The organism is Massilia sp. 05N420, assembly GCF_056397205.1.
Genome location: NZ_JBFTMX010000019.1, coordinates 1 through 15,578, shown reverse-complemented (window position 1 = coordinate 15,578; position 15,578 = coordinate 1). Strand labels below are relative to the sequence as shown.

Sequence of the window (15,578 nt, the reverse complement as noted above, 5' to 3'; positions counted from 1 at the left end):
GGCGCTCCCTTATTGCGGATCCGGGATCCCGTCGTCCGGATCGGGAATCGCGGCGTCAATACCGTCCGTCAGTTCCGGGATCTCGCCGACCGTCTTCCACTTGTCCTGGCGCGGGTTCCACTGCATGTTCCAGATGCGCGTGCCGGAGTCGATCTCGCCGCGCGCCAGCTGCTGCGCCACCTCTTCCAGCGCATACGGGCCGCGCTGGGCGCCGTTCACGAACAGCTTGTAGCGCGCGGACATCGGGGTCGCGCCGACGACGAATGCCGCCGGTCCGAGGCCGGCCGGATGCACGCCGGCCGCCGCCGGCGCCGGCGGCATCGAGGGACTGACGATGGTGGCGGCGGCAGGCGCCGCGTGCGCCGCATGTGCCAACTCCATCGCCGCCAGGCCGCCCACGGCCGGCGCCGACGAGCGCCGCTCCAGCGCCTGCAGCGCGCGCGCCTCGCTGGCCAGGAACTCCGGCCGGACCACCCGCTTGTCGCTCGGGCGCTCGACTTCCCACTGGTAGGCGTCGCTGGCGGAATCCGGCACCGTCTCGCTCCACAGGTCGAGCTGGGCCAGCGCCGCCTCGACCTGGGCCGGCGACAGCTCCGGCTGGATGGTCGCGGCGCGCCGCATCCACTGGTCGTACAGGCGCCGTGCGGTGATGGTCGGCAGCGAGGGCGAAGGCAGCTGGGCGCCGGTCTCGTCGACTTCCAGCTTGGGCTCGTAGACGCGCAGCTGGTAGTGGCGCATCAGCGCCGCCAGCAGCGCCAGCCGGCAGGGGCCCATCGTGCCGAGGCGCTGGCGCACGCCGGCGATCACCTGCTCGCGGTAGTAGGGCGGCAGGCCGTTCGAGCGGATCGCGTACTCGTTGCCGATCTGTAGCCATTCGCCGGAACCCGGCTCGACCTCGAACAGGTATTGCCCGCGCGGCTGGAAGGCGGCCTCGCGGTCGCCCGCATCCTGCTTGCGGCGGATGACGCCCAGCGCCACCGCCTGGAGGAACCATTCGTAGTCGTCGGCCAGGCGGTTCAGCTCGTCCATCGAAGGCGAGATCGGATGGCGGAAGCGGGTCGAGTCGAAATGCAGGTGGGTCGGGATCTTCGGGTTCTCGATCTGGTAGGAAGCGCGCCAGGTCGGCAGGCCGCGCAGCACCGTCATCGGGTAACCGGACAGTTCGATGTAGCAGACCGCCCGCCCCGGCTCGCCGGTGTTGACGATGGCGACCGCGTCGCCGTGCAGGAAGCCGGTCGGCACGGCGGCGCGGATCTCGGGTTCCAGCTTGCGCCAGGCGGATGGGTCGCCGACGCCGATGAAGCACTTGAACTGGTCGGCGCTGGGCGTGAACTCGGCCGAGAAGCGCGCGTTAATCCAGGGCATGCTGCTCTTGATCCATTCGCTGAACACGCGGTGGCGCTCCTGGGGCGACATGGCGTTCAGGCGCTCGAGCAGCGGATCGATGCTTTGCGCCGGCTCCAGCCCGGCCGCCTGCATCGTCGACAGCTGGGTCTGCGCGCGGCGGAACAGCTTCAGCAGCAGATCGGCGCGCAGGCGCTCGTCGCCCAGCTGCGGGAACAGCTTGGCCGAGCCGCCGAATTCCAGCAGCACTTCTTCGGCCCAGCCGCCGACGTCGCTGGTGAGACGGACCGGCTGCGGCAGCACGTCGCTGGCCAGCTTGATGTAGGTGGCGTGTTCCTGGCGGGCGTCGGCGCGCAACTGGCCGATGCGCTGGTCGCAGGCGGCCAGCATGGCCTGGACCGAACGCCGGCCGTCCTGGAATTCGCCGGCGATGCCGCTCCACTGCGCCTGCCCCTGCTCGTCGGTGCCCTGCGGGTTGCCGAGCCAGGCCGACATGCTGTTCATGACATCGATGGTCTGGCCGGATGCCACCGCCAGCAGATGGAAGCGCAGGTAGTCGGCGATGTCGCGCTTCAGGTGATTCATCACCTCGCGCGACTGGGCGTCCTTGCCGAACAGGCGGCCGGAGGCCTGCGACAGGTTGTTCAGCGATTCCTCGACCTGGCGGGTACGCAGGGCATCGCGGATGTCGCGGTAGCGCTTGCCGTTGCGCTGGGCGTTGGCGAGGTCGCGCTGGGCCAGCCTCGCCTTCACCTGCTCCAGCAGCGACAGCACGAATTCCAGCCCACCCTGCTTGCGGTCGTCCAGCAGCATGTAGAGGCGGCCGCGCACGTTCAACCTCAGTTCTCCGAGCAGTTCTCCGGTCTTGCGCTTGATCCGGTCTTCGCTGGTCTCGGCGGTGGCGCCGGCTTCGCGGATGGCGTCGCGCTCCAGGTTCGGCAGCAGCTCGACCACCTTCTCGCGCCACAATTTGAGGTCGTAGGACGCCATGATGCGGTCGATCTCGAGCTGCACCTTGCTTTCGACCCGTTCCAGCAGCGAGCGCTGGTCCTTGTCCATCAGGAGCATGTCGGTGAGTGCGTATTCCTGGAAGGGCGTGACGTCCACCGTGCCCTTGCGGAAGTCCGGGAATTCCGAGAAGGGATGCTCCCCCATGCCCATCTGCTCGCGCATGAAGCTGTCGCGTTCCGCATCGGTGGCGCGGCGCGCTGCCGTTCCGTCGGTGCTGGCGAGACCGAAGAAGGCCTTTACCATCAGCGCCGCCAGCTCGTAAGCGCGGATATCGTCGCGCAAGCTTTGCTGGGTGTCGAGCACGGCCTGGCCGAAGGCCGAGTACACCTTCGAATAGGACAGCCGCATGTCGCCGAAGCGCTGTTCCGGCACRCGCGGGTTGTAGGGTCCGAGCTTGTGCTGCTGCTGGTTGACCGCCACCGAGCGCTTGCGGTTGGCGAAATCGGCCGAGGCGAAATCCTCGAACAGGGTGTCCGCCACCATCTGGTAGACGTCCTTGATATCCTGGGTCGCCTTGTTGGCCAGGTTGGCGGTATCGACGAAATAAACGTCGTCGAAGGGCGCGCCGCGGCCGACCACGCTGTCCGGATCCATCCACTGCACGCGCGCATTCATGTCGCGCATGCTGGTCTCCAGCTCCATCAGGGTCGCGTAGGCATTGGCCTCGGTGCGTTCCTTGTTGGCCTTCGCATAGCCCGAAGGCAGGAACATCACCAGGTCGACCTGGCTGCTTGATACCTCCTGGCTTGCGATGGCCTTGGCGATCCAGCCCAGGTCGATGGCGCTGCCGGCCCCGGTGCCGCCGGCATTGGAGGCGATGACGACGATGCGGAACTTGCTGGTATCGACCTGCAGGCCGAGGCGCTGGTAATTCTCCTTGCGCTCGATGCCGGCGTTCGAACTCAGGAAGTTCAGCGCGCCCTTGATGCGTCCCCTCAGCTTGGGATATTTGTCGAACAGGTAGAGCCGCGCCAGCGCGCGGATCTGGCCCGCGCCCTTGGACGGGTCGATGCCCAGCGAGCGCAGCTTCTTCGGCCGCAGCGGCATCCATTGTTCAATCAAGGGGAAGCGCGCCAGGCTGTCGTCGGACTCGTGGTACTGCGGCAGGTCGAGCGGCTCGACCAGGCGCTCCTCGTCGGTCAGCTTGACCAGTTCGAACCAGGGGTCGGTGCGCTGCGACTTGCCTTCGTCGATGATGGCCTGGTTGTCGAGGTCGAAGTGCAGGAAGCGCGCCACCGGGAAGTCGGCGATCGACTCCACGCGGGTCGGGTGCTGGCGGTTCCAGACCGCCGACAGGATGCGGCGGCGGATCCGCATCATGACTTCCATGCCGGTGCCGCCGGCGCCGATGAACAGGGTCGGGCGCAGGTCGACTTTGAGTTCGGCCCGGCCGGCTGCGCCGGTGGTGTTCAGGGCCGAGGGATCGGGAAAATCTGCCATGTCATGCATCCTTACTTATTTTGTACACTTAGCGACGGCCGATGAGCAAAGCCGCTATCAGGGCCAGCACGCCGATCACGACCAGCGGGCCCGTGATCGCCAGGGTCAGGTACTTGGCCGCGTTGATGATCGCCAGCACCGCGGCGAAGGACAGGAAGGCCAGGCCCACGAACATCAGCCAGCCCGCGCTGCCGGCCGAGGACGGCGCCACGCGCCTGACGACCAGGTGGTGCACGTAGGCGTTTCGCACGAAGAAGTAAATCGCCAGCAGCACCACGAACACCGCGCCGCCGATGGCCAGGTCGCGCGCCGAGGTGTCGCGCAGCGGCGCCGCGCTCGTGTTGGTGGCGCCGCCCGGTGCGATCTCGACCGGCTGGCTGGCGGTATCGGGCGCCGTCTTCGGCATCCCGTCCTGCGGCGTGGTGGGCGTCGTCTGGGCCGGCAGCTTGAAGCCGGGGTCGGTCGACGTTGGACTGGTTTTCTGATCTTGCATGGGGTCCTCTCGGGGTTGTTCTCGTTCTATCGCCCCAGCCTGACCTGGGCGCCTTCGCGCAGGTCGATCAGCTGGTGGCCGAACAGCGTCGTCTTCAGGCGGGCCACTTCCCTGCCCGCCTTGTCGTAGATCGGTTGGGTGGCGCCGGCGCGCGTGTGCATGGTGCGCAGCTCGTCCTCCACGGTCAGCTGCACGCGGCGCGGACGGGCATAGGCGTACGCTGCGCCGACGCCCGCCGCCAGCAGGGCCAGCGCCGCGCCGATCAGCGCCACCAGCGGCCCCGAGCCGTAGTGCACCCTTACTTCGAGCGGCAAGGTGGCGGTCGAGGCCTGGATCTCGGCCGGCGGTGTGAAGATCTCGGGCAGCGGATCGCCGGGGAACAGCGCCGCCATCCGTTCGCGGAAAGCCTGCGACAGCACCAGCTTCTGGCCGGCCAGGTGCAGTTCGATCCTTCCCGGCAGCACATAGGCCGAGCCGGCCGACCTGATCGCCTCCATCGACCATTTGCCCGGCAGCCTGGCCACCGGCAGCTGCATGCTGGACGCCAGCGGCTCGGCCTTGCCGGGGGCCAGCTGGTCGATCCTGCTGCGTGCCAGCTCGATCGGGCGGTTCTCGCCGGCCAGCATCGAGCGCGCGCTGATGGTGGCGCCGGCGATCGTGTAGGGATAGATCGTGTTCTCCAGCTGCCACTGGATGCGGGTGCTCGGCGCCACCGCGTCCGGTTCGACGTCGGCATGCAGGCGGCCGCCGGCATCCATCGCCAGCGCGACGCCGGCCGCGCCCTCGACGCGGCGCGGCACCAGGCGCACGGTGTCGCGGTCCAGCGGTTTCAGGCGCGCCGGCGGTTCGGTGATCACGCGCTGCACGCGGCCGGACGCCAGCAGGGCATCGAGCGCCCGGGCGCCTTCCTTCCCGGCCGCGAACACGTAGACCATCAGGCCGTTCGCGCTGTAGTGCTCGCCCTTGACCGGCATGCGCAGCGGGAAGGCCAGCGCCTTGTCGATCGCGGCGCCGCGGTGGATCAGCGCATAGAACTCGCGGTTGCGCGCGGCGGTCGCCTGGTCGTTGTTGGGACTGTTGCGGTTGTTCGTCACCAGCCAGATCAGGCCGGGCTTGCCTCCCAGGACCTGGTTCAGGGCGGCGTCGACGGCTTCGCCGAGGTCGGTGTCGGCGAGGGCCGCGCCACCCGACCTGCCCGCGCCTGGCTTGCGCGCGGTCTGCAAACCGGCCAGCGCCGCCTCTACGTGGGCATGCAGGGTCTTCGGGTCGGCCTGCTCGGACAGCAACCCTTTCGGCGACGGCGCGCCCGGCAGCGACTGGTTGAAGGCGGCCAGCACCAGGGCGTCGCCGGGCTGCACCACGCTGGCGACGAGTTCCGTCACCAGCGGCTTGAAGGCGGACGCCGGATCGCTGTAGAAGGGCTCCATCCAGCCCGAGTTCTGCACCAGCACCACCTGCGGGATGGCGAAGGCCGGCACTGCCGGCCCGAGCAGGCCGGCAAGCGTCGCCAACCGTGTGGCAAGTGAGGCGAGCGCGCGCCTCACGACGGCTCTTCCAGGTTCCAGCCGCGGATCCGGTTCCAGTCTGGGTGGTGCAGCCAGAGATGGTTGGCGTACACGAAGGGCAGGCACTCGAGCGGGCGCGACAGGCGTGCGATCTCGTCGAGGATGACGTTGCGCCGTCCTATCCATTCGACCGTGGTGCGGGCGATCACGCGGTCGGCCAGCGCGTCTTCCGCGCGGCCGGTGTATTTGTGGAAGCGCAGCACCAGCCCGCTGGGCTGGCTGCGGTTGTTGTTGAAGCTGCGCAGCAGCGGCAGCACCAGGGAATCGTCTTCGTTCTGGTCTTCGACGTGTTCGCCGGACCAGGGCTCGTCGACCACCGGATGGCCGCGCCGGAACAGCAGGTTGGCAAAGCCGAGGCGGGCGCCGTCGATAGGCTCGCGCTGCGGCTTCTCCGTCCCGAGTTCGAGAAAGCAGTAGGACTGGCCGTCGTGCCCGATCAGCCACATGCGGCCGTCGCGGCTCAGGGTCGGGCCGCCGAACTGCAGGCGCGGCAGCCAGGTGTCGGGCCAGGGCAGGAAGCGCGGCGCCTCGCCCGGGCGCCACAGCAGCTGGCCTTCGTCATGCAGCCAGGACAACTGGCCGTCGTAGGCGATCGGCCGGCTCCAGCCGGTCAGCGGCAGCGCGCCGCATGCATACTGCGGGCCGGGCGCCAGGTCGGCATCCAGCGAGGCCAGCACCAGCACGCCGGCATTCCCGCGCACCAGGCAGGCGAGCTGGCGCCGCATGAGACCGGGCGCGGCGACGAGGGGCGCGGCCAGCACCGGTTCGAGGCGGTAGGTTTCGTTGATCGGATTGATCCACAGGCGGTAGAGGCCCTGGGCGGTCGGCACCAGGCCGACTTCGCCGCGGCGCGGCTCCACGGCCGGCAGCCAGCCGTAGTCGGAGGCGCCGAAGCGCAGGTCGGCCGTACCCTCTTCCGGCACCAGCACGTGCCACAGCGCGCCCAGCGGATCCCAGTACTGCAGCACGCCGCGCCCCGGTGCCAGGGCCAGCAGGCGCTGTTCCGGAAAACCGTAGCCGGCGGCGATGAACACGCACTGGGCGTTGGGCGGCGGCGGCATCGAGGTGTCGAAGCGGCCGATGTGAGGCGCGGCGGGACGTTCCTCCAGGCTGTCGCCGAGCGGCAGCGAGGTGACGGGCAGGCCGTGCGGCACATGGCGCGGCAGCAGCTGGTCGGCATGCGGGCCCCACCAGTCGGGGCGGCGCTGCTGGCGTCCGGCCAGGCGCTCCAGGGGGCGCCCGCATTCGGGACAGAACGAGAAGCCTTCCGGATAGATGGGCGAGTGCTCGCAGCTCCCGCCATCGCAGGATGGAAGGGAGGCGCCGAGCAGGTGCGCGAAGTCGGCCATGCGTCCGCGCGCATGGGTGCTCCAGTCGATCCGGCCCAGGCCTTCGCTGGCGGCCAGCTCGAACTGCCCGTTCTCGTTTTCCAGCCAGACACTGGCCGGAGTTTCCCATCGGTATGCCACTGGGTTTGCCATTGTCCCCCGCTGTCGGTCGTCAAAAACGCGACGGCCCGCACCATTCCTGGGGCCGTTGTGCTTTTGGAATCATAGCGCCAGCATGGGCGCCATGGCGCCCCGTTCACGAAAGGAGCGGGCGGCAGTGCTTCAGGGATCAAATGGYGGGCTGTTCAGCGGAACTTCTGGACGCATCGACGGACACGACCTGGCGGATTTTCCAGCTGCCGTTCTCCAGCACCATCGACAGGGCCAGCACCTGGCGCGGGCCGTGGTCCTCGCCGGTTTCCCCGCCGCCGCCGAGGGTGACGACGACATCGGCGGCGGCGGCGCGCCGGCGCATGGTGGCCGCGTGCACGCTGCGCTGCCAGGCCGGCCGGTAGCCGGCGGACTGGGTGAAGTAATCGCGCTGCGGCAGCCGGCCGCCCTGCAGCCGTTCGACCAGCCGCGCCGCCAGCTCCCTCGTCACGTAGCGGGTGAAGGTGTCGTAACGGTCGCTGAGCGGATCCTGGTCGGCGCTCAGGGCCTCGAGGTACCAGCCGTAGAACTCGGCCGCCACCACGTCCGGCGCGACCGCGCCCGCCTTGGCCTCGGCCGCCTGCGCAGGCGAGCCTGCGGCCAGCAGCAACGCCAGCAGCAGCGGAAATAAATTAAAGAAATGAAATTTTCCTTTTAGAATCAACATGATAAGACTCCCCGACAGGAAAACTGTGCAGCAAAGCCGGCCTCGTGTCCGTGAGCTGCCGCAAGCACTGCCGCCGGCATCCGGACGGCCGGGGCAAGGCTATAATGACGGGTTGCCTCCCATCGTCCGACGCCATGAACGCCATCGAGCTCCCGAATCCCGACCTGCCCTCCTCCGCCATCGACGCCGCCACCGCGCACCTGCGCGACGTGCTCGCGATCGCGCTCGAACACGAGCCGGGCAAGCGCGCACTGGTCGTGTTCGACCGCCGGACCGGCCTGTCGCGCGCCCTGATGGAGGCTTACCGCCGCAACCTGCCCGAGGCCGGCTTCATCGACTTCGACGCCGTCACGCCGGACACGGTACTCACGGCGTTCAAGACCTACGCGCCGGGCGACCTGGTGGTGCTGGTGCAGTCGACCAACTTCCGCCTCGACGGCTTCCGCCTGCGCGTGGAGCTGTTCAAGCTGGGACTGAAGGTGATCGAGCACGTGCACCTGTCGCGCATGCCGGGGGCTCAGGGCGAGCACTACATCGAGTCGCTGGCCTAGGATCCTCGGTACTTCCGCGGCGTCGGCCATGCGCTAAAGCGCCGCATCGATACCGCCTCGCGCGCCGAAGTCCATGGCGGCGACGCCGTGCTCGTATTCGATTCGCCTTTCGAATCGGCCAAGCTGAATGTCGGCGACTACAGCGCGATGAACAACGTCGGCGGCCAGTTCCCGATCGGCGAAGTGTTCACCGAGGCGCGCGACCTTGAAGCCGTCAACGGCCGCGCCCAGGTCCACGTGTTCGGCGATACCAGCTATCTGGTGAACCGTCCGGAGGCGCCGATCACGCTGGTGATCGAGCGCGGCCGCGTGGTCGGTGCGGAGAACGTGACGCCCGGGTTCCAGCAGGTGCTGGACATCATCCGCCGCGACGAGGGCGAGGTCTGGGTGCGCGAACTCGGCTTCGGCATGAACCGCGCCTTCTCGCGCGAGCGCCGGGTCGACGACATCGGCACCTACGAGCGCATGTGCGGCATCCACCTGTCGCTGGGCGCCAAGCACGGGGTGTACGCCAAGCCCGGATTCAAGCGCAAGGATGCGCGCTACCACATCGACGTGTTCGTGGTGACCGATGCGGTGTACCTGGACGGTGAGCGGGTGTATGCCGATGGCGGCTGGACGGTGTCGGCGGCGTAGAATGCCTTGATTACTCAACGGAGCCTGCCACCATGCTGACCCAGGAACAGCGCGACCGCTACCAGCGCGACGGCTACCTCGTCATCCCGAATTTCAAGACGCCGGACGAGATCGCAGGCCTGCGCGCCCGCGCCGAAGCCATCGTCGACGCCTTCGACCCAATGGCGTCCCGCGTCGTCTTCACCACGCGCGACCAGGAAAACGCCAGCGACGCCTGGTTCCTCGGCTCGGACAACACGGTGCGCTGCTTCTTCGAAGAGGAAGCCTTCGACGCGAACGGCCAGCTGAAACAGGCCAAGGCCCTGTCGATCAACAAGATCGGCCACGCCATGCACGACCTCGATCCGGTCTTCGAAGCCTTCACGCGCGACGCGAAACTGGCGGCGGTGGCGCGCGAGCTGGGACTCGAGCAGCCCCAGGTCTGGCAATCGATGTACATCTTCAAGCAGCCCGGCATTGGCGGCGAAGTGCGCTGGCACCAGGACGCCACCTTCTTCGACTCGACGCCGATCAGCGTGACCACCTTCTGGTTCGCGCTCGAAGACGCGACCATCGACAACGGCTGCCTGTGGGTCGAACCGGGCGGCCACCGCGGCCCGTTGCGCGAACGCTTCCTGCGCGACGGCGACCGGATCACGATGGAAAAGCTGGATGCGACGCCCTGGCCGGACGACGCCACCGCGGTGCCGCTGGAGGCCAAGGCCGGCAGCCTGGTGTGCTTCCATGGGCTGCTGCCGCATTACAGTGCGCCGAATCGTTCACCCGTATCGCGGCATGCCTTCACCTTGCATGCGACGGATGCGCGCACCGCCTACTCGTCGCGCAACTGGATCCAGCGGGATGGGAGTTTCCCGGTACGCGGATTCGACTGATATACTGCTCTGGTATCTTTTATTGCACTTTTCGTGCATCAGACAAGCAGATCAGGACGCCTGAAAGCCGAGCATGGACTGCCATATCGAGATTTTTCATGAAAACCGGTGGCTCGAAGCCGCGCTGGCCAGCTTTTCCGATGTGATTCGCAATGGCTTCCGCGCGAGCGACTGCGTGTTCGAGTACGAACTGGATTTTGCCTTCAGCCAGGTCCCGCCTCCGGTATCACTGACGCTCCCGGTGGATGCCGACCGTCATGTCCTGCAAGCCTGGCCTGCCTTCCTATATGACTTGGTCCCGCAGGGTAACGGACGCCGTTTCCTGCTCGACCGTCTCCAGCTTCCGGATGCGCAGGCCTCCGACCTGCCCTTGCTGTGCGCTGGCGCCTTCAATCCGATCGGGCGCTTGCGCATCCGGGAGGCGGTAGAGTATTTCGAACAGCATGTGGAACGCCATGGATTCGCTGTCGATGGCCTGGACTTTCACGAACTGCTGGCGCGCACGCCCGAATTTCATGAAGCGATGATGGTGCACGGCATGCTTGCCGCCGGCGGTACCGGCATTCAGGGTGTGGCGCCCAAATATCTGCTGACGGAAGCCGACGACGGCAACTGGTATCCCGACGCGGCGCTTCCCGACGCCCGTGCGCGGCGTCACTGGATCGCCAAACTTCCTCGGGGTCCTTCGGAGGCCGACCGCAAGGTGCTGCGCAACGAAGTCCACTACATGGAAGTCGCGCAGCGCCTCGGCATCCGCTGCTTCGACCTGCCATCCCTGCACGCCGACATGCTGTTCATTCCGCGCTTCGACCGCCGCGCACAGGACGGACGCGTGCTGCGCTTCCATCAGGAGAGCGCGGCCTCGATCGCCAAGCTGGGCGGTTTCGGCATCCAGGCCAACCAGTTCCAGCTGCTCGCGGCGATTCGCCGCGTGGTCGACGTACCGATCGACGAGACCATCGAATTCATCCGGCGCGACGTACTCAATCTGGCGATGCGCAACACCGACAACCACGCCCGCAACACGGCTGTGCAGACCGTCGATGGCGTTACCCGCATCACGCCGCTGTTCGACTTCGCGCCGATGTATCTGGACCCTGAAGGCATTACCCGTGCGTCGCGCTGGTATCACCCTGAGACCGGCAGGGAGCTGCAGAGCTGGGAGGACGTCTTGCCGCACTTGGCGCTGCCGGCGTCTGAACACCAGCAGCTAGTCGAGGCGCTCGTGCGGTTCGGCGAGCGGCTGGCCGGACTGCAGGACTGCATGCGTGAAGTCGGCGTCGAAGAGGACATCGTCGATTTCCTCGGGCCAAGCATCGACAGGCAACGCACCCAACTTCTGGCATTGAGGTCGTCATGAGCAAACGAAAACCAATGGATAAGGCGCAAGCCCGTGAACGGCGCAATCGGCTGCTGGAAACCGCTGCCGCGGCCGAACTGTCGCTCACTGAAGGCGTGCGTGAGATGCGTGCGATTGCCGGCATGACGCAGGAAGAATTCGCGCAACATCGCGGCGTCAGTGCGCGAGCGATCAAGACGCTCGAGCTGGGTCAGGGGAATCCGACCGTGGCGACGCTGAACCGGATCGGCGAGTTTTTTGGTTTGGAGGTGGCGTTCGTGCCGCTGAAGCGGGGCGCTACAGGGCATACTGGCACTGCACCCGCTTCCACGCCAGAATGGCCAACCGTCGAAAGCCTTATGGCAGGACAAAAGGCTCTCGAAGAATATTTCGATACCCTTGCTGCGTTTATCAAAAAAAACGGGCTCCTGGGATCGACAACTTCTCCGACTGAAGCCAAAGAAATACCTCAGGCACAAAATTCCAAAGAGTCCACACCGAGCAAAACCTTTTCGATCAAGAAAAATAATAAACGCGTACCGTGATGACAAAAAGGCCCTGGGCCGCTGACCGGATTGACGCGCCACTCAAGCCACCGCCGGCAGTCGCGCCCCCCTCATCCCGAAATTCACCCCATGCACGCCGGCGCGGCCGCGCCCGTTCCGCCCGGCGCTGATGCCGCGCGTGATCCAAGCGAAAACGGAGCCCAGCAAGGCTGTGATATACAAGGCACTCCACTACCGGCCGATTTCATGAAACCAGCCTTCTTCGCCATCGTCGGGGCCCAGTTCTTTTCCTCGCTGGCCGACAGCGCGCTGTTCATCCTGTGCGTGTCGCTGGTCACGACGCTCGCGTTTCCGGATTGGATGACGCCAATGCTGAAGATGGGTTTCGTGCTCTCCTATATCCTGCTGGCGCCTTTCGCCGGTGCCTTCGCCGACATGTTTCCGAAAGGCCGGGTGATGCTGGTGACGAACACGATCAAGATGTTCGGCTGCTCGCTGATCCTGGCCAAGGCCAATCCCCTGCTCGCCTATGGCATCGTCGGCTTCGGCGCCTCCGCCTATTCGCCGGCCAAGTACGGCATCCTGGCCGAGGTCCTGCCGGCGCCGCGCCTGGTGGCGGCGAACGGCTGGATCGAGGGAAGCACCGTGGTCTCGATGATTCTCGGCACCATCCTCGGCGGCCTGATCTCCGCCAACGAGCACACGATCGCCTGGCTGCTGCGGCTGGCGCCCGCCCACGGCGGCATCGCCGACACGCCGGTGAGCGCGGCGGCGTTCGTGATCGTGCTGACCTATTTCGTGGCCGGCGTGCTGAACCTGTGCATCGTCAACGCCGGCACGCGCTATGCCAGGCCGCGCCGTTCGATTCCTTCGCTGCTGCTCGATTTCTACCGCTGCAATTCGACCCTGTGGCGCGACCGCGAAGGCCGCGTCTCGCTGGGCGTGACCTCGCTGTTCTGGGGCGCCGGCATGGTGCTGCAGATCCTGTTGCTGGCCTGGGCCCAGTCGGCCCTCGGCCTGGGGCTGGACAAGGCCGCCGCGCTGCAGGGTGTGTTCGCCTTCGGCGTCGTGATCGGCGCCGCGATCGCCGGCAAGACGGTGCCGTTGGTGCGCTCGATGTCGGTGATGCCGGTCGGGATCGTGATGGGCGTCGGCCTGTGCGCCATGGTGTTGGTGCATACGCTGCAGGTCGCGCTGCCCATGCTGCTGGGGATCGGCGTGCTGGCCGGCCTGTTCGTGGTGCCGATGAACGCCATTCTCCAGCACCGCGGCCACAGCCTGATGAGCGCCGGGCAATCGATCGCGGTGCAGAACTTCAACGAAAACCTGGCTATCCTGGCGATGACGGCCAGCTATGCGTTTGCGCTGCAGGTCAAGCTGGGGATGAACACGGTGCTGGTACTGCTGGGCATCCTGATTGCGCTTGCCACCCTCTATTTACGCACGGTGGCGAATGCGGCACGCCGCGCATAAACATATGCATATATAGAGCAACAAAAGTATCCAAAACGCCACATTTTGGCATTTTAGTGCTTTGTAACAAGCTTGTTACAAATCAAGCGGACCCTTGTTCTAGAGGTAAGACTAGAATATTTTCTTCTTTTCAACCTCTATTGCAGGGTAAATATGATACGTTTGCCGATAAGCTTGGCGGCGCTATGCCTCACCATGTCCGCAATCGCAGCGGAACCTTTCGACGACAAGTTCCGCCAGCTCGACGAACTGCTTCCGACGCCGACCACGATCCGCACCGCGTCCGGCGCACCGGGTCAGGCCTACTGGCAGCAGCGCGCCGACTACACGATCCGCGCCACGCTGGACGAAGCGAACCGTGCGATCACCGGTGCCGAGACGGTCACGTATCACAACAATTCCCCTGACACGCTGACCTATCTGTGGGTCCAGCTCGACCAGAACATCTACAAGCCGAACTCGGATTCGCGCACCACCGCCACGATCCGCTCGCGCGACGCCTGGGACAAGCCGCGCGGCCCGGACGACGGCATGAAATTCGACGCGATGCAGTCGCTGATGACCGCGCGCAGCTTCGACGGCGGCTTCAACATCAAGTCGGTGAAGGACGCCAATGGCGCCCCGCTCCACTACGTCATCAACCGCACCATGATGCGCATCGACCTGCCGCAGCCGCTGAAGCCTGGCGCCAAGGTCGCGTTCTCGGTCGAGTGGAGCTACAAGATCAACGAGCAAAAGGTGCTCGGCGGCCGCTCCGGCTACGAGAAGTTCGACGAAGACAAGAACGACCTGTTCGAGATCGCCCAGTGGTTCCCGCGCATGGCCGCCTACTACGACGTGATGGGCTGGCAGCACAAGCAGTTCCTCGGCACCGGCGAATTCACGCTGGAATTCGGCGACTACGACGTCTCCGTCACGGTTCCGGCCGACCACATCGTGGCCTCCACCGGCGAGCTGCAGAACCCGGGCGACGTACTCACCGCCACCCAGCGCCAGCGCCTGGAACAGGCCCGCACCGCCACCAAGCCGGTCGTCATCGTGACCCAGGCCGAGGCGGAAGCCAAGGAAAAGACCCGCGCCACCACCACCAGGACCTGGCGCTTCAAGGCCAAGAACGTGCGCGACTTCGCCTGGGCGTCCTCGCGCAAATTCATCTGGGACGCGCAGGGCTTCAAGAAGGATTCGACCAATGTGCTGGCGATGTCCTACTACCCGAAGGAAGGCAACCCGCTGTGGGAGCGCTATTCGACCCAGGCCATCATCCATACCATCGACCAGTACAACAAGTACTCCTTCGACTATCCGTATCCGGTCGCGATTTCCGTGAACGGTCCGGTGGGCGGCATGGAATACCCGATGATCTCGTTTAACGGCCCGCGTCCGACCAAGGACAAGAAGACCGGTGAGATCACCTATTCGAAGCGCACCAAGTACGGCCTGATCGGCGTCGTGATCCACGAAGTGGGCCACAACTACTTCCCGATGGTGGTCAACTCGGACGAGCGCCAGTGGACCTGGATGGACGAGGGCATCAACAGCTTCGTGCAGTACCTGGCCGAGCAGGCATGGGAAGAAGGCTATCCGCAGTCGCGCGGCGAACCGCGTTCGATCGTGGACTACATGAAGAGCGCGAACCAGCAGCCGATCATGACCAACTCCGAGTCGATCTCGGCGCTGGGCCCGAACTCCTACGCCAAGCCGACCGCCGCGCTGAACATCCTGCGCGAGACCGTGCTGGGCCGCGARCTGTTCGACTTCGCCTTCCGCGAATACGCGCGCCGCTGGAARTTCAAGCGTCCGACCCCGGCCGACTTCTTCCGCACCATGGAAGACGCTTCCGGCACGGACCTCGACTGGTTCTGGCGCGGCTGGTTCTACACCACCGATCACGTGGACGTGAGCGTAGACGGCATCAGCGAGTACACGATCGGCACCAAGGATCCGGAAATCGAGAAGAAGTGGAAGAAATCCCTGAAGGACCAGGAGCCGGTGTCGATCACCGACCAGCGCAACAAGGGCACGCTGGAGCGCCGCGTCGATGCGCATCCTGAACTCAAGGACTTCTACAACGAGCACGACGACTTCACGGTCACCAACAAGGACCGCAACAAGTACAACGAGGCGATGGAAGGCCTGGAGGAYTGGGARAAGGCGCTGCTGAAGGAAGGCAAGCACAAAGGCGCTGCTGAAGGAAGGCAAGCAC

Annotated in this window: 10 protein-coding genes and 1 pseudogene; 6 read left to right on the top strand and 5 right to left on the bottom strand. The window is 66.0% G+C overall.

Annotated features, from left to right (window positions below; all coding sequences use genetic code 11):
- Positions 1 to 9 precede the first annotated feature (9 nt).
- The 5 genes from AC1DIX_RS14890 to AC1DIX_RS14870 all read right to left on the bottom strand — a co-directional run bounded on the left by AC1DIX_RS14890 (position 10) and on the right by AC1DIX_RS14870 (position 7,998).
- Positions 10 to 3,795 (bottom strand): tubulin-like doman-containing protein, encoded by a 3,786-nt coding sequence (locus AC1DIX_RS14890; RefSeq protein ID WP_477325326.1) that lies wholly within the window; start codon positions 3,793 to 3,795, stop codon positions 10 to 12.
- Positions 3,796 to 3,823: 28 nt separating this feature from the next.
- Entirely contained in the window at positions 3,824 to 4,288 is a 465-nt protein-coding gene (locus tag AC1DIX_RS14885; RefSeq protein WP_442123613.1) for a hypothetical protein, read from the bottom strand.
- 26 nt (positions 4,289 to 4,314) lie between these two features.
- The gene (locus tag AC1DIX_RS14880; RefSeq protein WP_477325324.1) at positions 4,315 to 5,832 is read right to left on the bottom strand and encodes a hypothetical protein; all 1,518 of its coding nucleotides are present in this window, start codon (positions 5,830 to 5,832) and stop codon (positions 4,315 to 4,317) included.
- Positions 5,829 to 7,322: a hypothetical protein gene (locus AC1DIX_RS14875; protein WP_477325322.1), complete on the bottom strand. Its 1,494-nt coding sequence runs from the start codon at positions 7,320 to 7,322 to the stop codon at positions 5,829 to 5,831. The genes AC1DIX_RS14880 and AC1DIX_RS14875 overlap by 4 nt, the downstream gene beginning before the upstream one ends.
- 148 nt (positions 7,323 to 7,470) lie before the next feature.
- Entirely contained in the window at positions 7,471 to 7,998 is a 528-nt protein-coding gene (locus tag AC1DIX_RS14870; RefSeq protein WP_477325320.1) for a DUF3828 domain-containing protein, read from the bottom strand.
- A 134-nt stretch (positions 7,999 to 8,132) separates the two neighbouring features.
- Between AC1DIX_RS14870 and AC1DIX_RS14865 the strand changes: the two are divergent.
- The 6 genes and pseudogenes from AC1DIX_RS14865 to AC1DIX_RS14840 all read left to right on the top strand — a co-directional run.
- Positions 8,133 to 9,185 (top strand): annotated as a pseudogene (locus AC1DIX_RS14865) (M29 family metallopeptidase).
- Between the two features lie 32 nt (positions 9,186 to 9,217).
- Positions 9,218 to 10,057, top strand: a complete 840-nt coding sequence (locus tag AC1DIX_RS14860) for a phytanoyl-CoA dioxygenase family protein (RefSeq protein WP_477325318.1) — start codon at positions 9,218 to 9,220, stop codon at positions 10,055 to 10,057.
- A 73-nt stretch (positions 10,058 to 10,130) separates the two neighbouring features.
- Positions 10,131 to 11,417, top strand: a complete 1,287-nt coding sequence (locus AC1DIX_RS14855; protein ID WP_477325316.1) for a type II toxin-antitoxin system HipA family toxin — start codon at positions 10,131 to 10,133, stop codon at positions 11,415 to 11,417.
- Positions 11,414 to 11,941 carry a helix-turn-helix domain-containing protein gene (locus AC1DIX_RS14850; RefSeq protein ID WP_477325314.1) on the top strand — a complete coding sequence of 176 codons (528 nt, stop codon included), beginning with the start codon at positions 11,414 to 11,416 and terminating at the stop codon, positions 11,939 to 11,941. Before AC1DIX_RS14855 ends, AC1DIX_RS14850 begins: the two co-directional genes overlap by 4 nt.
- 207 nt (positions 11,942 to 12,148) lie before the next feature.
- Positions 12,149 to 13,375: a lysophospholipid transporter LplT gene (gene lplT / locus AC1DIX_RS14845; protein ID WP_477325312.1), complete on the top strand. Its 1,227-nt coding sequence runs from the start codon at positions 12,149 to 12,151 to the stop codon at positions 13,373 to 13,375.
- A gap of 195 nt (positions 13,376 to 13,570) precedes the next feature.
- Positions 13,571 to 15,578 (top strand): M1 family metallopeptidase (locus AC1DIX_RS14840; protein ID WP_477325310.1); only part of this gene is annotated, 2,008 nt, incomplete at its 3' end.

Coding starts and splice junctions, on each gene's coding strand:
- lplT (WP_477325312.1), top strand. CDS start 12,149: ATGAAACCAGCCTTCTTCGCCATCGTCGGGGCCCAGTTCTTTTCCTCG.
- AC1DIX_RS14850 (WP_477325314.1), top strand. CDS start 11,414: ATGAGCAAACGAAAACCAATGGATAAGGCGCAAGCCCGTGAACGGCGC.
- AC1DIX_RS14855 (WP_477325316.1), top strand. CDS start 10,131: ATGGACTGCCATATCGAGATTTTTCATGAAAACCGGTGGCTCGAAGCC.
- AC1DIX_RS14885 (WP_442123613.1), bottom strand. CDS start 4,288: ATGCAAGATCAGAAAACCAGTCCAACGTCGACCGACCCCGGCTTCAAG.
- AC1DIX_RS14860 (WP_477325318.1), top strand. CDS start 9,218: ATGCTGACCCAGGAACAGCGCGACCGCTACCAGCGCGACGGCTACCTC.